Here is a 20,195-nt window from a genome sequence, read left to right on the forward strand (position 1 = left end):
GTCTTCGCCGCCGGATACGACACCAACCCCGAAGAGGACACCAGTTCGGTCATGGATGTCGGCGCCGACCTCGAAGCTATCGAAACCGTCTGCGCTGACGACTCGGTACCCGACCAGGGTGGGCAACCCTCGCACGAAGGGGTGAGCACGGTTGGTTTGGCGGCTGATGAAGTCGAGGGCCTACTCGAGCGCCTTGTCGAGCAGTCGCTGGTGACTGCGCACATCACGCCGACCACCGTGCGGTATTCGCTGCTGGAAAGTATTCGCCTCTTCACGCGGCAACAACTCGAACAACGGTCCACCGCCGAGGTCGACGAACCAGCGCGCCTCGCACGACGTCACCGACACTACTATCGAGACAAAGTCGTCGCAGCGCAGCGGAATTGGTTCAGTCCGGCCGAGCAGGATTTGCTGGACTGGGCGCGGGTGGCGGCCGACAACATCACGATCGCGATCGAGACCAGCTTCGCCGCGGGCGATGCCGCACTGGGTTTGGAGGTCTCCACAGGACTCGTCGCTTTACCCATCTATAGAGGGTCACCTCGAGAAATATGCCGGTGGATCGAGCGCACACTGCAGGCCACCCGCACACTGACTCCGCAACCGATCGACCTGCAAATCGAGGCTATGACCGGGATCGGGTGGCTCGCCCTGGTTCAGGGAAGGAACGAGGACGCGGAACGGATCTTCGAGGAATGCGCTGCCCTCGGTATCCACGACCCGAATCTCGGAGCGAACTGGCGGCGGAACCCGGAAACCGACTGCGGCCTACCCGCCGCCCTCGAATTCTTTTGGGGCGTGGAACTGATGTTCGCCCACCGCGACCCGCGCGCGGTCACCGTGTTGGCACGTGCCCGGGAAAAGTTCCGCGCCGTTGGCGATCCCAGTGGTGAGGGGAGAAGCGAGTGGCACACGGCATTGGCGGCAAACTTCCTCGGATCGGCGCAGCAGGCCATGCATCTATCCCAGCAACACCTCGAACACGCGACCGGTTCGGGGGCGAGGTGGGCGACATCCTGGGCCGAGTTGGTATGGGCGATCGCGTTGTCCAAATATGGTGATCCCACCGAGGCTTTGACCATCGGACGCTCGACGTTGGCGAACCAGGAAGCGGTGCATGACCAGTGGGGCGCGTCGTTGTCTCTGCTTATTCGGATCTGGGCACTGGCGCAGGTCATCACGAATTCGATTGCGGCCGGAGACACCGACCGGGCAGGACTCACGGCATTGGCCACCGAAACCGCTCAACTCGCTGGCGGGGTCGCTGCGCTGCGTGCGGGGCCGGGTGTCTATTTCGGCGACCTGGGGCTCTTCGCCGATGAAACGAACAAGGCGATCGATATTGCCCGCCGAGTGTTGGGCGACGAGGCGTTCGCCGCCGCGCAGAAGCAAGGCTCCCGGTTGCGCCCCGAACTTCGCGAGGTGCACCGGCTGGCATTGGGCACCATGTCCATCGACAGGATGCCGCCGGACAGCCCCGCTCGAGCGGATGCCCCGCCACGCTGGGACGAGTTGTCCACAGCCGAACAAGAGGTCGCGATCCTGGCCGCGGCGGGATGGACGAATGCCGCGATCGCGGCCCGCCGAGGAATTTCCCGCAGGACTGTCGACGCTCAAATGGCCGCCATCTTCCAGAAACTGACCATCACCTCCCGGACTGACGTCATCGAACTCGTTCCCAAACAATGGATCGGCCAGGTAAGAGCAGAAGCAGCGAGACGGCCACCCGCGCGCCGACGAGCGCATCGGCAGCGATAGGCCCGGCTGGTTGGTCGATCCGGCCGGCCTGCTGCACGAGTTATCCGTTGTGAACATGCTGGGTGTTCGTCGGTCATGTTCGCCGTCGACGACATTGACGACATTGTTGCCCGCGTGCGCAGCCACGGCGCCGAACTCGTCGGCGCGGTCGAGCAGTACGAGCAGAGTTATCTGCTCTGTTACGTCCGTGGCCCCGAGGACATCATCATCGGGCTGGCCGAGCAGCTCAGCTGAAGGCTTCCGAAGGGTCCGTTCTGTATTTCGATGCGAGGCGGTCGAATTCGCGTCGGCACGGTGCAAGTCCGGCAGTGGCGGGATCGATCAATCCCGCGCCAGGTACTCGAGTTCGTCGCCGAGGAGGTGCTCGGCGATGGGATGTAGCGAACGGCCGTGTTTCTGCGGCTTACCCGCCGCCCGCAGACTCGCCAGCCGGCGCCGCCCGCAAGGCACACTTCCTCGCCCGGTTCCGGTCGCGATTCTCCTCTGTTTCGGGTACCTGGCGAAATCCACGACATGAGACACGGCCTTTACAGCGAGAATTCAGCGAGGATACTATCTGGTCTGGTTTGAGCGTGCCGCCAACGGGAGGGCATAGGGACACGCGACGAGTGGTTCGGTTGTGTGTTGGAGGTTGCCCTGCCCATGCGGTCCTGGTCTATGGAGGCCGTGCGGGACTGGCTCATTGCCAGAACCGCTGCGTTGAGCGGGCTGGATTCCGCTGCGATCGACGGACGAGCGCCGTTTACCCGATACGGGCTCGATTCCCACACGTTGACAGCGCTCGCCGGCGAATTGAGTGAGGCAAGCGGCTATCCGGTGTCGCCGGTTCTGGTGTGGGCACATCCGACGCCAATCGCATTGGCAAGTTGGCTCACCGGAGCCCGGCCTGAACGAACCGACCAGCACGAATCGCCGGGTTCGGCGCAACCGGTCGCGATCGTCGGCCTTGCCTGCCGTTTTCCCGGCGCTCCCGACGCGGCGACATTCTGGCGATTGCTCAACTCAGGTGCGGACGCGCTCACCGAACCGCCGGATGGCCGATGGGCCGATGGGCCGCCGCGCGGTGGGTTCCTCGACCGGATCGATGAATTCGATCCGGAGTTCTTCGGTATCTCTCCCCGCGAGGCTCCACACGTCGACCCCCAGCAACGGCTGATGCTCGAACTGATGCAGGAAGCTCTCGACGACGCGGGCATCCCACCCGGCGGTCTCAGCGGCAGCCGAACCGGCGCGTTCGTCGGTGCGATGTGGAGTGAGTACGGGGCGGGAATTCGCGCCGACCCGGACCTGATCACCCAACACACATTGACCGGCGGCGATCCGAGCATCATTCCCGCCAGGATGTCGTACACGCTGGGTGCGCGCGGGCCGAGCCTGCTGGTGAACACCGCGTGCTCATCGTCACTGGTCGCGGTGCACCTTGCGGCGCAGAGTCTGCGCGCTGGGGAGTGCGATATCGCCTTGGCCGGTGGCGTGAGCCTGATGCTGGGGCAGGACACGGTAGACGCGTTGCTGCGCCTCGGTGCGCTGGCACCGGACGGGCGATCCAAGGCGTTCGACGCGCGTGCGGACGGATACGGCCGCGGCGAGGGCGCCGGGATGATCGTGATGAAGCCGCTCGACCGGGCACTCGCCGATGGCGATCCGGTGCACGCCATCCTCAGGGGCAGCGCGGTGAACCACGACGGCTTCACCAACGGCCTGACCGCACCGAGTTTGCTGGCCCAGGAATCCTTGCTGCGCAGCGCTTATCGCCGAGCGGGTATCGCGCCCGCCGATGTCGGGTACGTCGAAGCACACGGCACCGGAACGGCGCTCGGCGACCCGATCGAGGCAAGCGCGCTGGGCGCGGTACTCGGCGCGGGCCGCTCCGCCGGCCAGTTGCTGCCGATCGGTTCGGTCAAGAGCGTGATCGGGCATCTCGAACCGGCGGCCGGGATCGCCGGGTTGATCAAGGTGCTGCTGGCAATGCGGCATCGCACTCTGCCGCCGTGCGGCCAGTTCGAGCAAGCCAACCCGCACATCCCGTTCGACGAATGGGGTCTGCGCGTGTCGTCACGCTCAGAGCGGTGGCACGGCGACGCGGCAGGCCGCCTCCTCGCCGGAGTCAGCGCGTTCGGTTTCGGTGGCACGAACTGCCATGTGATCCTCGAGGGCGGCGCCGACGCCACGGTCCACCTGTTGCCCCTTTCCGCGGGCAGCGACGAGGGTCTACGTGCTGCGGCGCGAGAGCTGGTCGCCGGTAAAGACCGGATACAGATCGCCGAATATTGCGCCTCCGCCGCGGCGGAGGCGCACGGCGCGCACCGGCTCGCACTAACCCTACGAGACGACGTCGACCTCGTCTCGGGCGCGGAGAAATTCCTCGACGGTTATGCCGGAGCCGGAGTCAGCGCCGGGAAAGTCGACGGCGAGCGGCCGAAAGTCGCTTTTCTGTTCGGTGGGCAGGGCTCGCAATGGACCGGGATGGGCGCACAGTTGTTGCGGGAGCCCGCGTTCCGGTCGGCGATCAGCCGGTGTGAGACCACGCTGCGCCGATACGTCGACTGGTCCCTCACCCAACTGCTGACATCTGCCGACGACACCTGGATCGAACGCACCGAGTTGGCCCAGCCCGCGATCTTCGCGATGCAGGTTGCCTTGACCGACCTGTGGCGATCATGGGGTGTCGAGCCGGATGCCGTCGCCGGAATGAGCATGGGAGAGGTCGCGGCCGCGCATGTCGCCGGTGCGATCAGCCTCGACGACGCCGCGTTGATCATGTGCCGGCGCAGTACCTTCGCGGGCAGATTGTCCGGCCACGGCGGCATGGCCGTGCTGGATCTGTCCATCGAGGACACCAACGAGGAGCTGTCCCGGTTCGGCGGCCAGGTCTGGGTGGCTGGCAGCGCCGGCCGGGGATCCACCGTGATCTCCGGCGACCGAACAGCGATCGAGACGATACGCGGCGCACTCTCCGCGCGATCGATCTCGTCAGCACTGATCAGGGTCGACTACGCCTCGCACACTCCCTATGTGGATTCGGTGCTGCCCGAACTGCGGGCTGCGCTCGCCGATCTGCGGCCGGGCGAGACCCGAATACCGTTCTATTCCTCGGTCACCGGGGAACTGATGGATGGTGAACAGCTCGATGCCGAGCACTGGGCGCGCACCGAACGTCAACCATGGCGATTCGACATCGCGATGACGTCTATGCGCACCGGGGGCTATGGCATATTCGTCGACCTCGACCCGCATCCGATTCTCACGTCGGTGGTCGAGCGACACGGTGTCACGGCACTGCCGACGGTGCGCCGAGGGGACCGCGACCGCTCGACTTCGATCGACTCGTTGGGCGCGCTGTATACCCTCGGCGCCGTTGAATCGCCGAGGCCGGACCAGGGCCGGACGGAGTTGTTGGTGCTGTCCGCTCGCTCGCACGATTCGCTGCTCGCATCAGCGACCGCGATGGCGGGTGAACTCAGCAGTGTTGACGACAGCGCCGTACGCGACCTGTGTTACACCGCCGCCGTCCGACGGGACCATTACGAACACCGCCTCGCGGTGACTGGTACGTCGGCGAAAGAGCTGGCAGATTCTTTGCGCGCCACGGGCGAGGGCATGATGCCCGCTAACACGTGGGTGGGCAGCGCCGCGCATGGCGAGCGGCCGGGCGTTGTGTTCGTGTGCTCCGGCCAGGGTTCGCAATGGGCGGGAATGGGCCGGAACCTGTTGCGTGCGGAACCGGTATTCCGTGCCGCGGTGGCGGAAGTCGAGAAATGGTTACGGCCGCTGACCCAGTGGTCGCTCACGGCCGAGTTGACCGCGCCGGCCGAACACAGTCGCCTCGATGAAACCGCGGTCGCGCAACCGGCGCTGTTCGCGATCCAGGTGGGGATCGCACGGCTATGGGAGTCATGGGGACTCACGCCGGACGCGCTGATCGGCCATAGCGTCGGTGAAGTGACCTCGGCATATCTGGCCGGGTCGCTGTCCATGGCCGAATCGGTGGAGTTGGTATATCAACGGGGCCGACTGATGCAGGCCGCCTCCGCTGCCGGAGAAGGCGGGATGGCTTCGGTGGAATCTCCCGCCGAGCACGTGCGCGCGATGCTCGGTGGGTTCCAGGGTGAGCTCTCGATCGCGGCGATCAACGATCCCGATTCGACCGTCGTGTCCGGCGATGCCGCCGCCCTGACGGACTTGCTCGGACGGCTGCGCCGCGACGGGACAGCATGCCGTGAACTCCGAGTCGATTACGCGTTCCACAGCGCGCGGATGGATCCCGCCGAACACGCATTGTCGCAGGCGCTCGGCAACCTTGCTCCGAAGCGGGGCCGGTTGCCCATCTACAGCACGGTGTCCGGGAAGCTCGTCGATGATCAGCGACTCGATGCGGACTACTGGGTGAGAAACGTCCGAGAGACAGTGCGGTTCGCGGACGCGATGAACGCCGCGATCTCCGACGGGTACCAGATTTTCCTGGAGATCGGACCACATCCGGTTCTGCTGGAGAACATTCAGCGGTGTCTGTCCGCCCGCAAGATCGATGGTCGCGCCATAGGTTCACTGCGAAGGGGCGAGGACGAACGGGCCGCGTTGCGCCGCGCGACAGGCGCGCTGTACGCCGGTGGGTGCCTGCCGGATTTCGATCAACTCCTCGACCCCGGCCGGGTCGTTTCGTTACCGGCGTACCCATGGCAGCGGAAGCGGTACTGGCTCGTTGCCGACCGGCACGCCGTGTCCGCCGGCAACGTCGGCGGCCATCCGCTGCTCGGCATGGGGCTGATCTCGGCGGTAGAGCACGGGACCCGGTACTGGCAACGCACGTTGGATCAGGCAAGGCTGCCGTATCTCGCGGATCTCATGGTGCGCGGGAACACCGTGCTCTCAGCAGCCACCTTCGCCGAAATGGCACTGGCATCAGGCGCCGAGGCGTATGGAACCAGGGATATCGCGGTCACCGACCTGACTTTCGAGCGAATGCTCGAGATGACCGAGGCGTCGGCGCCCGCAATCCAGGCAGTGATCAGCACGCGGGATGAATTCTTCCAGGTCTTCAGCCAGCACGGCTCGGACTGGGTACGGCACGCACTGGCCACTGTCGGTCCGGACAGCGGCACGCCGGACATGCACGAGCAGCCTGCACAGATCCAGCGGCGCTGCACAACGCACCAGGACAGGATTGACCATTACCAGGCGCTGGCCGGGGCGGGGCTCGACGTCGGGGAGCACCTTCGTGGGGTCTCGGAGATGTGGCTCGGTCAGGACGAAGCGCTCGCCTTCCTCATGCCACAGCCGGCGCACCGTGGCGCCACCCAATACCGCATCCACCCGGCGATGCTGGACGCTGGTCTGCAGGCGCTGATCGCACTATGCAACGGTTCATCCGGTAGCTACGTCGTGACCGCGATCGGGCGGTTGCGGGTTCATCGGACACCGGAGGGCCCGGTATGGGCCCACGCCCGGTTGGCGGGTACAGGCGGAGACCTTTACCTGATCGATAATGACGGCCGAATGCTGGTGGAGGCCGAAGACATTCGCCTGCGGTCCCTGCCGCCCCGCGATCCCGATCCGGTTACGGATTGCCTGTACACGGTGGAGTGGCGCGCACGCGTCCAGCAGGGACAACTGCGACGGCGGGCGCAGTCGTGGGTCGTGTTCGCCGGCGAGGATCGCCTGGGCGCCGAGGTCGTGGACGAGCTGCGGGCTCGAGACATCCAGTGCGCCCTGGTGACTGCACAGACCGCCGACCTGACCGCGGCTGAATCGCTGCGAGCGGCTCTGACTGGACCGGCGCCGACCGGAGTGGTGCACATCGGAAGTCTCGGTAGCGCGAGCGCGCGGGCGCTGGCCACCGTGCTGGCCGGAATGGGATGGCGTGATCAACCACGCCTGTGGCTGGTGACCCGGGCCGCACAGGCAGTCGGAGCCGATACCGCGCCGGTCAGCATCGACGAAGCGTCGCTGTGGGGACTGGGTAGGGCGATCGGGCTCGACCATCCCGGGCTGTCCGTCACCAGGGTGGACCTCGCCGCGCGGCCGACACCTGATGAGACGTCGACACTCGTGTCGGAATTGCTCAGCGATGACCGGGAGACCGATATCGCCCTGCGTCCGGACGGCCGGTTCGTGGCCAGGCTCGTTCATGTGCCGGACGTCGGTGAGCAAGTCGCGCAGGTGCGGACAGACGGCCCGTATCTGATTGTCGGCGAGGACGCCGCGCTCACGGAGTCGTTCGCCAAGTGGCTGGCCGACCGCGGCGCGCGCCATCTTGTGATCCTGGCCGGCACCGGTGCGGTCGAACCGGTCAGTTATCCGGGGGTGCAGGTGCTGACCATCGAACAGGCCGGCACCGACGACCACGCGATAGTCGGCCAACTCGCCGAGATCGAGGCCGCCACAGGGCCATTGCGGGGGCTGATCCATGTCGGCGACGCCGATAGTGCGTGGCAGTGGCATCGACAGACGCTCGATCGCACGCTCGAGTTCTTCGTAGTGTGCGCCTCGGTCGCCTCGTTGTTCGGTCGCCCAGGTGATGCGGCCGACAGCGCCCGGCTCGACGCGATCGCGCAGCACCGCCGTGCCCTCGGTCTGACGGCACTGAGCGTGGGCCTGGCACAGACCCACACGGCGGCACACGGTATCTCCGCGGTGTCCTGGGCGGGTCTTGCGCGGGCGTTGGATCGCGGAGTGCACCTTGGCATCGGGCAGTTCACGGTCATGAAGCTGAACCTCCGGCACTGGTTCGAGTCGTTTCCCGGCGCGACGGGGGCACCGCTGTTCGACGAGATCGAATTCCGTGCTCCGGAAATCGCCACCCCGCTTGCCACCAAACTCGCCTCGACCAGCGCCCTGGAACGGATCGCCTTGATCGAAGAGCACCTGGTCGAGCAGGTTTCCCTCACGCTGCAACGGGATCCCGCGAGCCTGAGTCGGAAGGCAACGTTCCAGGGCATGGGCCTGGAGTCGCTGATGGCGGTCGAGCTGCGCAACCGGCTGGAATCCACGCTCGGCGTCCAGTTATCCGTCGCGCTGGTCTTCACCTACTCCACCATCGCCGCGCTCGCCGAATTCATCGGGGACGAACTCGCCGTGCTGGAACCTCCAGTTGGGAGACCAGAACCGGAATCAGATGAGGTGCCGTCCGTGGCAGCGGACATCGATGCGCTCTCCGACGCGGAGGCCGAGGCCATGCTGCTGGACAGTATCCAACTCGTCGAACAGGAATGGTGTGATGACTGAGCAGGCGTCATCGGTGAAGCAGGCACTGACCGCCATCCGCACCCTGCAGACACGGTTGGACCGAGAGCTGCGGGCGAAGACCGAACCGATCGCCATCATCGGCATGGCCTGCAGGGTGCCGGGCGGCGGAACCGACCCAGACGAGTTCTGGCGGCTGCTCGACGAGCGCGTCGACACGATCACCGAAGTTCCTCCGGACCGGTGGACGGGCGCGGACGACGGCACCGCGACACGCTGGGGCGGATTTCTGTCCGACGTGGACAAATTCGACCCGGCCTTCTTCGGAATCGCGCCCCGAGAGGCCGAGGCGATGGATCCCCAGCAGCGCCTGCTGTTGGAAGTCGCCTGGGAGGCACTCGAACGCGCCGGGCGCGGACTGCCCGACCAGCTGGCGGGCTCGAAGACCGGTGTTTTCGCCGGCGTCGTCGTCACCGACTACGACCGCCTCAGCGTCGGAGAACGCGACATCTACACCGTCACCGGCAACGGCCACTCGTTCCCCGCAGGACGGCTGTCGTATGCGCTCGGCCTTCAGGGCCCGAGCATGGTGGTGGATACGGCGTGCTCGTCGTCGCTGGTCGCTGTGCATCTCGCAGTCCAGAGCCTGCGATCCGGCGAGAGCGCCATGGCGCTGGCGGGTGGAGTCAACCTGATGCTGGCCCGGGACATGACCGATATGCTGACCAGCTCCCGCGCGCTGTCCGAGGACGGGCGATGCAAGAGCTTCGACGCGTTGGCCAATGGCTATGTCCGGGGCGAGGGATGCGGGATGCTCGTCCTGCGAAGGCTTTCCGACGCGGTGGCGGACGGTGATCCGGTGCTCGCGGTGATCCGTGGCTCGGCAGTGAATTCCGACGGCCGTTCCTCCGGGCTGACCGCGCCGAACGTCTCCGCACAGAAGGCGCTGCTGCGGGAGGCGTTGCGCAGCGCCCGTGTCGAAGCGGCGGACATCGACTATGTCGAAACACATGGCACCGGAACGCCGCTCGGCGATCCGATCGAGGTGGACGCGCTGATCGACGTGCTCGGCCGGCCGCGAGACAACGGTTCGCGCTGCGTGCTCGGCGCGGTGAAAACCAATATCGGGCATCTCGAGGCAGCCGCCGGTGTGATCGGACTGATCAAGGCCGTGCTCGCACTCCGGTGCGAACGCATCCCCGCGAACCTGCACCTGCGCACCGTCAACCCGAGGATCGACCTCACCGGAACCGCACTCGTACTGCCAAAAGATCCGGTCCCATGGCCGAAGCAGGACGGGGCGACGCGGATGGCAGGCGTCAGTTCGTTCGGGATCAGCGGCACCAACGCGCACGTGATCGTCGCTGACCCGCCAGAACGCAGCGAACCTCCGACAACCGCGCCCAATGCAGGACCGGCATTGGTGCCGATCTCCGCACGCGATGCGAACGCGTTGACCGATCAGATCGCCGCATTCAGGGCCATGCTCGCCCAGCGGCAGTTCGAGGTCGGCGATATCGCTTACACCGCGGCTATCCGCAGGCACCATCACGAGCACCGCGCTGCACTGGTGCTATCCGGTGATGGGCAGCCGCGGTTGGTGGCGGGCGCCGAACCGGACGAACCGCCACGGGTGGTGTTCGTATTCCCCGGGCAGGGGTCGCAATGGCTCGGCATGGGACGCGCGCTATTCGCTGGTGAACCCGCTTTCCGCGCGGCCATCGAGGCATGCGACCACGCGATTCGCACTGAGGCCGGATGGTCGATCATCGACGAACTCACGACCGAGCCGTCCAGGTCCCAGCTGGATCGGGTCGACATCGTGCAGCCGGTGTTGTTCGCGATGGAGGTCGCCTTGGCGGCACTGTGGCGGTCGAAGGGTATCGAGCCGGACGCGGTCATCGGACACAGCATGGGCGAGGTGGCCGCCGCACATGTGGCCGGTGCGCTCACGCTGGCCGATGCGACGCGAATCATCTGCCGCCGCAGCCAGTTGCTCCGCGGGCTGGCGGGGCGCGGTGCGATGGCATTGGTGGAATTGCCGTTGGAACAGGCGCGCGCGGCGGTATCCGGATTCGCCGAGCGGTTGTCGATCGCGGCAAGTAACAGCGCGCGCTCGACGGTGCTCTCCGGTGCTCCCGACGCGCTGGACGAAGTTCTGGCCGAGCTGACCGGTGCGGGGGTGTTCTGCCGTCGAATCAAGGTCGAGGTCGCCTCGCACAGCCCGCAAGTCGACGCCATCACCGATGAGTTGAGCCGCAGGATCGGGCCGTTGACACCGAAGACCACCACGGTGCCGATGTACTCCACCGTCCTCGGAAAGGTCTGTGACGGGGCCGAGCTGGATGTCACCTACTGGATACGCAATGTTCGTGAACCCGTGTTGTTCTCGGAGGCGGTTCGGGACCGTATCGCCGCGGGGCGCACGGTGTTCGTCGAACTGAGCCCGCACCCGGTCTTGCTGCCCTCGATCGAAGAGGACGGCGGCACGGTGGTCCCGTCAGGTCGGCGCGAACACGAGGAACGGGCCGTGTTCCTGGAATCGCTTGCCGCGCTGTATGTCCGTGGCTGTCCGGTCGACTGGCCCGCGCTGCACTCGAGCGGTGGTCGCTGTGTGCCGCTGCCCGCTTACCCCTGGCAGCGGCAGCGGTACTGGGTGAACGAGACTCCCGCCCGGCGCGCCGTGCACGGGCATCCATTGCTCGGTGAACCGATCAGCCCGGCCACCTCGCCAGGTACCCGGATCTGGGAACGCGAACTGGACCTGCCGTATCTGGCCGACCATACCGTGGACGGCGCGGTGGTGTTCCCGGCATCGGCCTATGTGGAGATGGCGCTCGGCGCCGCCGGACGGCCAACAGTGCTGAAGGACCTCGCATTCGACCAGATGGCGATTCTCGGGGCGGATGGTTCCGGTCACGTCCAATTCATCGAGGACTCCGACCATTTCCAGGTATTCGCCAGGGCGACACGAGACGAGCCGTGGGTGCCTTGTGCGGGTGGAACGGTCGGTCGTGACGATGACGAGCCGCCCAATGCCGAGCCGCCTTCGGCGGTTCGGGACCGGTGCCGCAGCGAGATCACCGCGGCGGAGCACTACGAACGTTTTGCCACGCGGACCATCGACTATGGGCCGGCATTCCGTGGCGTACAAGGGGTCTGGGCCGGTAAGGGTGAAAGTGTCGCCTTGGTCGAACTGACCGGGTCGCCCGCGGGGTATATCTGTCACCCTGCCCTGTTGGACGCATGCTTCCAGGTGCTCGGTGGCGTGTTGCTCGACCGATTCGCGACCGGAGGTGTAGTTCCGGTCCGAATCGACCGGCTTCGGGTGCATCGGCCACCTGGTAGCCGCGTCTGGGTGCACGCGCGCGCACGGTCTACTGAGGCCGCCGGGGATCTGCTGGTGCTCGCCGAGGACGGCACCGTTCTGATCGAGGTCGAAGGGCTGACCGTAGCCCGACTCGCCGCGCCGAAACCGTACCGAGACTGGCTGTATCAGGTGTCTTGGCGTGCGGGGCACCGGCTCGCGGCGCCGGCTCCGAGCGAACAGTCACCCGGGACGTGGCTGGTGCTCGCCGACGCCACCGGTGTCGGCACGGCCCTGGCCGCCCTCCTCGAACAGCGCGGCCAGACCTGCGTACTAATCGGCAAGGACGACATCGATGTCGCCGACGACGACGCATGGAACGGTCTGCTCGACAGTGTCGCTCGCGGCGACGTCCGCTGCGCCGGGGTGGTGCACCTGTGGAGCCTCGACACCACCGAGAGCGAACACATCACCGCCGACACGCTCACCGACGACCAGCACCTCACCGGTCTCACCACGGTGCGACTGGTCCGGGCGCTCGCGCGCCTTCGCCTGCGAGATCATCCCCGGCTGTGGCTGGTCACCAAGGGAGCGCAGCAGGTGGACCGCGAACGCGTCGCGGTATCGCAAACACCGCTGTGGGGACTGGCGAGGACACTGAGCGTCGAACATCCCGAATTGGAGTGCACCCGGGTCGACCTGCACTCGGCGTGGATGCGAACCCGTTGTGCCGAAGAACTTCTCCCGGAGCTGCTCGCGGCGGACGGCGAAGACGAGATCGCGTTGCGCGAGGAAGCGCGGAACCTGGCGCGCTTGGCCCGAACCGGATTCGACACCGGCGCCGCCGTGCCGACCTTGACCCGAGGTACCTACTTGATCAGCGGAGGACTCGGCGGGCTCGGGATCGGCCTCGCACGCTGGCTGGCCACGCGCGGGGCGCGGCACCTGGTGCTGGTCGGACGACACGATCCTGGTTCGGAAGCACAGGCCGCCATCACCGATCTCCGCCGAGATGGTGTCGAGGTCGTGGTTGCGCGCGCGGATATCGGCCAGCGCGCGGAGGTCACCCAGCTGCTCGCGGATATCGACGATCGGCTACCGCCACTGCGCGGCGTGCTGCACGCGGCCATGGTGCTCGACGATCGGACCATTCTCGAATTGGATGCCGAACGGTTCGACCGTGTGCTGGCACCCAAGGTGCGGGGCGCATGGAATCTCCATGACCTGATCGGCGACCGGGCGCTGGACTTTTTCGTCATGTACTCTTCGGCGTCGGCCCTGCTCGGCTCGCCGGGCCAGGCCAACTACGCCGCCGCGAACGCATTTCTCGGCGCGCTGGCGCGACATCGGCGACACAGTGGCCGGCCGGCACTGTGCGTCGACTGGGGTCTGTACGCGCAGCAAGGCATCATGGCGAGCCGAAACGCTGAAGGGCAGCGGCTAGCTCATCGTGGTGTCGGCACCATGACCCCCGAGCAGGGTATGGACATTCTCGGTCTGCTGCTCGGTGGCGGCGCCGGTCACGTCGCGGCGGCGAATCTCGATCTTCGGCAGTGGCTGGCGTCCTACCCGTCGCTGGCTGGCGCGTCGCTGTTCGCCGAACTCGCTGACGACGACCGAGTCAGCGGGAGACGGCAGACTTCTGGTTGGTTCGCGGACCGGCTGCGCGCGGCCACCCCCACCGAACGGCCGGGTTTGATCGACACTGTCGTTGCTGAGCAACTCGGCGAAATCCTGCATCTCGACGCCGCCCGCATCGACCGGAAGGCGCCGCTCACCACGATGGGCGTCGACTCGCTGATGGCGCTCGAATTGCGCAACCGGCTCGAGTCAGCACTGGGCGTCCGACTTTCCACGACGCTGCTGTATGCCGCACCGACGGTGCTCGCGCTGGGCGAACAGCTACTCGGCGCGCTCGACACGGCCGAGCCGCAGCGGCCCACCGACGACCTCGACGACCTCGACGACCTCGGTGATCTTGATATTGATGACTTGCTGACGCAGATCGACGGTTCGATCGACCGGCTCGAAACCTGGGAACTACCGTGAACACCGCCGACGAAGACCGCTACCGCGCCAGCCTGGGGAAAGCCGCTTCCGCGTTGCGCCGGCTGGAGGCCGAAGTCGAGCGATTGAGGCGGCAGCAGACCGAGCCGGTCGCGGTGATCGGTATGGGCTGTCGGTTCCCGGGCGGCGCCGACGACCCGGAATCATTCTGGACATTACTTTCCGACGGTGTCGACGTGGTGTCGCAGCGATCGCTGCATGCCACCGAAGGCGCCACCGCCACGGGTGCCTTCCTGTCCGCGGTGGACGGTTTCGACGGGGCTTTCTTCGGGATCTCGCCGCCGGAGGCCACCGCGCTGGATCCGCAACACCGGCTGCTACTCGAGGTCGCTTGGGAGGCGCTCGAAGATGCCGGAGTGGTGACCGAGCGTCTGGCCGGCAGTCGAACCGGCGTATTCGTCGGTATGAGCAACAATGATTACCTGCTGCTCAGCGCCCGATCCGGCGCCATGAGCGGGTATTCGGGCACCGGAACGGCGCACAGTTTCGGGCCGGGCCGGTTGTCGTATCTGCTCGGGCTTCGTGGGCCGAGCCTCGCGGTGGACACCGCATGCTCGTCATCGCTGGTCGCGGTACATCTGGCGATCCGGAGTCTGCGCACGGGGGAGAGCTCACTCGCGCTGGCGGGCGGGGTGAATCTCGTTCTCGACGAGTCGGTCACCGAGATGGTCGCCGATCTGCAGGCATTGTCGCCCGATGGCCGCTGCCGTACCTTCGACGCGCGGGCGAACGGGTTCGTCCGCGGCGAAGGCTGCGGAATGGTGGTGCTGAAGAGACTGTCCGACGCACTGGCGGACGGTGACCGGGTGATGGCGGTGCTTCAGGGTTCGGCGATGAACTCGGACGGTCGCTCGGCTGCGCTGACCGCACCGAACCCACTGGCGCAGCAGGAGATGCTGCGTCAGGCGTTCGCCGACGCGCGGGTGCGCCCCGCCGATATCGGATATGTGGAGACCCACGGCACCGGCACCGCGCTCGGGGACCCGCTCGAGATCGAGGCATTGGCAGAGGTTTTTCGCGATGTGGATAGCGGCAGCGGCTGTGTGCTGGGCGCGGTCAAGACCAACATCGGGCACCTCGAGGCCGCCGCCGGTATCGCCGGGCTGATCAAGGCGGTACTGGCTTTGCGGCACGAACGCATTCCCCGCAATCTGCATTTCACCACTCTGAATCCGAGGATTTCCCTTGCCGGAACACCATTCGTGATACCGAAGATGCCTGTCGCGTGGCCCCGAGGCGAGCAGCCACGGATCGCCGGCGTCAGCTCGTTCGGCATGAGCGGAACCAACGCGCATGTCGTCGTAGCCGAAGCGCCGACGGTCGAGCAGGTGTCCCCGCCCACCGGCCCGATACTGCTCCCGCTGTCGGCACGAAGCGTGGCGGCCCTGGCCGAGCTGGCCACCGTATACGCGAATCATTGTGCGCAGGAACATGATCCGCAGGACATCGCGTACACCGCGGGAGTACGGCGTGATCATCACGACTGGCGGACCGCGGTGGTGGGCGAGTCCGGCCCCGAACTGGCCGAGAAGCTGCGTACCTTCCTCCGGGACGGTGCCATCCCAACACGAGCCCAGACACCGCCCGCACTCACCTATGTTTTCTCCGGACAAGGCGCGCAGTGGATCGGCATGGGTCGGGAACTGCGAGCGAGTGAGCCGGTTTTCGCCGCCGCGCTCGCCGAATGCGATGACCTGATCGCGCAACATGCGTCGTTCTCAGTGCTCGCGGAACTGGCAGCGCAGGACGACAAGTCGAGGTTGCATCGTACGGAGGTCGCCCAGCCCGCGCTGTTCGCCTGTCAAATCGCGCTGGCGGCCTTGCTTTCGTCCTGGGGTATCCGGCCGGGCGCGGTCATCGGGCACAGTGTCGGTGAGATCGCCGCCGCGCAGGTCGCCGGTGCGCTGAGCCTCGCGGAAGCCACGCGAATCGTGGTGTCGAGGGGGCGCATCATGGCGCGGGCGGACGGTTCCGGGGCGATGGTCGCGGTCGCGCTCAGCCACGATGAGATCGCGGATGCGCTGGCCGCAGTACATACTTCGGTTGTCGTGGCGGCGATCAACGACGGCGGATCCGTCGTGCTGTCCGGCCCGGTGGACGAGCTACACATCGTGCTCGGCCCACTCGAGCGACGAGGCGTTCGCTGCCGCTGGTTACCGGTCGACTACGCATTCCACTCGCCGTTCATGGCGCCGCTTGCCGTCGAACTCGCGGCGGAACTCGGCAGGGTTGAGACCGGCCGGACCACGTGCCCGTTGTACAGCACAGTACGCGGAGGCCGAATCGCTGGAACCGAATTGACCAGCGACTACTGGGCAGACAACGTCCGGCAACCGGTCCGGTTCGCCGACGCCGTCAAGGCCGCGGCCACCGATGGACAACAGGTTTTTCTCGAGTTGGCACCCCATCCGGTGCTGTCCGGCCATGTCGCGAACTGCCTGGGCAGCGCAGCGGCGATACCGACGTTACGCAGACAACGCCCGGAACTGCGCAGCCTGCTCAACTCGGTCGCCCAGCTGTATACCGCGGGGTATCCGGTGGACTTCGCCGGCTTCTTTTCCGACTCCCGCCGAGTGGTTGCGTTGCCGCGCTATCCATGGCAGCGCGAACGGTACTGGCTCGATACCCCGGAACCGGCACGAGAACAGGCCGCTGTCGAGACGGCGCACTGGGTCGAGGAGCTGATCGGACTTCCGGAGAACGAGCAGGAAGCCGAGATCGAGTCAGCAGTACGCGCAGACGCGGCCGTCGTACTCCAGTTGTCGTCGCCTTCCGATGTGCCGGTCGACGCCACATTCATGGAGTTGGGTATGGATTCGCTGATGACCGTGCAACTTCGGCACGAACTGGCCGCGCGAACAGGCCTCGCGCTGCCGGCCACCCTCGCCTTCGAGCATCCGACGCCGAGGGCGATCACCCAGTACCTGCGGAAGATGCTCGCCGAGCACGCGGAGGATGGATCATGATGAAGGTTTACGGCGCTGCCACCAGCGCTTGCACCCATAAGGTGCTGATGGTGTTCGCCGAGAAGGACCAGCACGCCGATCTCGTCGAGGTGAGTGTCCTCAAAGGGCACGACAAGTCACCGGAGCATCGCGAGCGCCAACCCTTCGGCGAGATTCCGGTACTCGAAGACGACGGTTTCCTACTGTACGAATCGCGGGCGATCATCCGCTATCTCGATCAGCGGCTACCTGGTCCGGCGTTGACGCCGACCGACATTCGGCTGCGCGGGTTGATGGAACAGTGGGTAAGCATTGAGCAGAGTTATGTCAGCGGCCCGGTGTGGGAGCTTGTTCGCGGCGGCCCGGTGTATGAGATCATCCGCGCGAGCCCCGCCGTGGGGTTGTTGCCGCCACCACCGGATAAGGACGCCATCGCCGCTGCCCGCGCCGCGCTGGCTATACCGTTCGACGTCGCGGATGCCACGTTGGCCAGGCAGGAATTCCTCGCCGGCCCTGAGTTCTCACTCGCCGAGGTGACCTGGTTGCCTTACCTGCAGTATCTCGTCGCGTCCAACGGCGCGGACCTGATCGATGAGCGGCCGAACCTCGCGCGATGGTGGCGTGAGATCAGCGGCAGGCCGACCTGGCGCCGCGTCGGGAAAGTGCTGGAGCGACCCGAGTGAATCAGTTCGATCTGTGGGGCGAACGGATGCGGGTCGATCCGTTGCCAACACTGGCGCTGATGCGTGCCGAGGCACCGATCGTCCGGCTGTTCAATCCGCACCAGGGCGCGCCCGAGTGGCGTGTGACCCGGTATGTCGACGTGGTCGAACTGCTCCGCGATCCTCGTTTCAGCAAAGACAAACGGAAACTGTCCGATCAGGCACGCTCCCGATACTTCCGGGTCACCGAATTCGACCGGCTGGATAATCACATGCTCTACGCCGATCCACCGCAGCACACCAGGCTGCGAGCGCTCGTGTCGAAGGCCTTCACTCCCCGCCGCATCGCGCAACTGCGTCCCAGCGTCGTCGAGGCGACGACGAGGCTGCTGGACCAGGCCCAGCGCCAGGACTCGGTGGACCTGCTCGACGCACTCGCCTTCCAGCTACCGATCACCGTGCTGGCCGAACTGATCGGGGTTCCGGTCGAAGACCAGGAGCGCTTCCGGGAGTGGACCAGAATTCTGATCGCTCCGCCGTCGGACGGAGACTTCGATGCCCTGCGCCGGATGGCGATCGAGTTCCAGCAGTACCTCGAGGAGTTCCTCGTGCTGCGCCGTAGGCGGCCACGCGACGATCTCACCAGTGCCTTGATCGAGGCGGAGACCCACGGTGACCGGCTGTCGTCGGTGGAACTGATGAGTATGGTGTTCCTGCTCATCGCGGCGGGTTTCGAAACCACGGGAAACCTGATCGGCAACGGGGTGTGGGCGCTGCTGCGACATCCAGCAGAGTTGCGGCGCCTCCGCGCGACGCCGGCACTCATCGAACCGGCCATCGAGGAGGTGCTGCGCTACTGCCCGCCGGTGAAGAACAGCACCGGAGCCTTTGCGCTGACCGATGTCGAATTCCGTGGCACGCTCATTCCGGCTGAGGAATTGGTGGTGGCTTCGCTGCTGTCCGCACATCACGATGACACGCAATTTCCCGAACCGGAACGGTTCGACATCACCAGGAGCCCGAACCGGCACATGGGGTTCGGCCTCGGCCTGCACTTCTGCCTAGGAGCGTCGCTGGCACGACTCGAGGCGACAGTGGCTATCGGCACATTGGTACAGCGGTTTCCCGGACTGCAATTCGCAGCCGATCCGGAGACGTTGCGGTGGAAGGACGGCGTATTCGTGCACGGACTGGACTGCCTACCCGTGACCTGGGAGGCACGGTGACGATTCTGGCCCGCCAGGCGACGGTGGACGACTTGGACGAGATCATGCTCATCGAACAGGACTGGGATGAATCCCAGCAGGCGAGCAGGGATCAGATGATCACTCGCCTCCGCGCGTTTCCCGAGGGCTTCTGGGTCTTCGAGCAGGACGGCGAGGTTGTCGGCACCTTGATGGGCTTCCCCATGCGGTACATGGCGGAGAAGGTCGACGAACTCAGCGACTGGGACACGGTCACCGGCAACGGCTACTACCCGGAGATCGACCTGGACAGCGCGAACGCCATCTACCTCGCCTCCGGTTCACTGAAGCGCACTGCACGTGGCGGCACAGCGTACGCCGTGATGATGGAGATCCCGGTCGGGCTGGCCGAGCGATATGGGCTGGACTATGTCCTGACCGGAGCGAAAATCCCCGGCTTCGACGCCTACTGCCGTAGATTCGGCGAGATCGACGCCCGGGACTACGCGTTTCGCACACTCGGTGGTTGTCTCGTCGATCCGTTCCTGGAGATGTACCGGGGGCACGACTATCGGGTGCCCGACCGGAGGCACATCGTCGCCGGTTACTATCCGGATCCGCCGAGCAGGGATTACGGTGCGATCGTGGTCCGGAACGTGCGGGACAACCCGGCCGACGATCGTCACTGAGCTGCCGGTGGCAGGCATCATGCGCCGAGAATGCAGCAGTCCGGTGCCGTGCTCGCTCGGTGAGTCCGAGATCGAGCCGTGCGGCCGCAACCTGCTCGGGCAAGGTGCGGTTCGGACCTGGTGATGGCGCAGATCCTCTGCGCCGATATGTGTTTCATGCACGAGGCGACCTCAGTCACGTTCAGTATCCCGCCGGCGGATAGTCGCCGAGCCATCGCTCCGTCCAGATGCTGGCGGCCATGGCACCGGAGAGGGCGTAGCGGGGGGCGCTCGCACCAGCCCTCAGCGCCATCACCTTCCTCGATTTTTGTTTTGTGACGCACGACTTCTGGTTAGAGGCAGGATCTTTCGACACGCCTGTCCGACCCGGCCGACTCGGCGTGATACTCGTGCACGACCGT

Annotated in this window: 8 protein-coding genes; all 8 read left to right on the forward strand. The window is 66.1% G+C overall.

Translation table 11 applies throughout. From position 1 onward, the window contains the following. Positions 1–1,758: helix-turn-helix transcriptional regulator (locus AB0C34_RS30375; protein ID WP_357080520.1), on the forward strand; the 1,758-nt coding region annotated here is incomplete at its 5' end. 75 nt (positions 1,759–1,833) lie between these two features. After that, complete coding sequence (locus AB0C34_RS30380) at positions 1,834–1,992, forward strand: hypothetical protein (RefSeq protein ID WP_357080523.1); 159 nt, start codon at positions 1,834–1,836, stop codon at positions 1,990–1,992. A gap of 408 nt (positions 1,993–2,400) precedes the next feature. Further along, positions 2,401–8,982: an acyltransferase domain-containing protein gene (locus AB0C34_RS30385; RefSeq protein WP_357080526.1), complete on the forward strand. Its 6,582-nt coding sequence runs from the start codon at positions 2,401–2,403 to the stop codon at positions 8,980–8,982. Further along, positions 8,975–14,296: a type I polyketide synthase gene (locus AB0C34_RS30390; RefSeq protein WP_357080529.1), complete on the forward strand. Its 5,322-nt coding sequence runs from the start codon at positions 8,975–8,977 to the stop codon at positions 14,294–14,296. The genes AB0C34_RS30385 and AB0C34_RS30390 overlap by 8 nt, the downstream gene beginning before the upstream one ends. After that, the gene (locus AB0C34_RS30395; protein ID WP_357080531.1) at positions 14,293–17,280 is read left to right on the forward strand and encodes a beta-ketoacyl synthase N-terminal-like domain-containing protein; all 2,988 of its coding nucleotides are present in this window, start codon (positions 14,293–14,295) and stop codon (positions 17,278–17,280) included. The genes AB0C34_RS30390 and AB0C34_RS30395 overlap by 4 nt, the downstream gene beginning before the upstream one ends. Continuing rightward, a complete protein-coding gene (locus AB0C34_RS30400) occupies positions 17,277–17,942 on the forward strand; it encodes a glutathione S-transferase N-terminal domain-containing protein (RefSeq protein WP_357080533.1) in 666 nt (221 codons plus the stop codon). Before AB0C34_RS30395 ends, AB0C34_RS30400 begins: the two co-directional genes overlap by 4 nt. Further along, positions 17,939–19,147, forward strand: a complete 1,209-nt coding sequence (locus AB0C34_RS30405; RefSeq protein WP_357080536.1) for a cytochrome P450 — start codon at positions 17,939–17,941, stop codon at positions 19,145–19,147. The genes AB0C34_RS30400 and AB0C34_RS30405 overlap by 4 nt, the downstream gene beginning before the upstream one ends. Then, entirely contained in the window at positions 19,144–19,794 is a 651-nt protein-coding gene (locus tag AB0C34_RS30410) for a hypothetical protein (protein ID WP_357080539.1), read from the forward strand. The genes AB0C34_RS30405 and AB0C34_RS30410 overlap by 4 nt, the downstream gene beginning before the upstream one ends. Positions 19,795–20,195: the final 401 nt, after the last annotated feature.

This window comes from Nocardia sp. NPDC049220, assembly GCF_040647855.1.
Lineage (GTDB): Bacteria > Actinomycetota > Actinomycetes > Mycobacteriales > Mycobacteriaceae > Nocardia.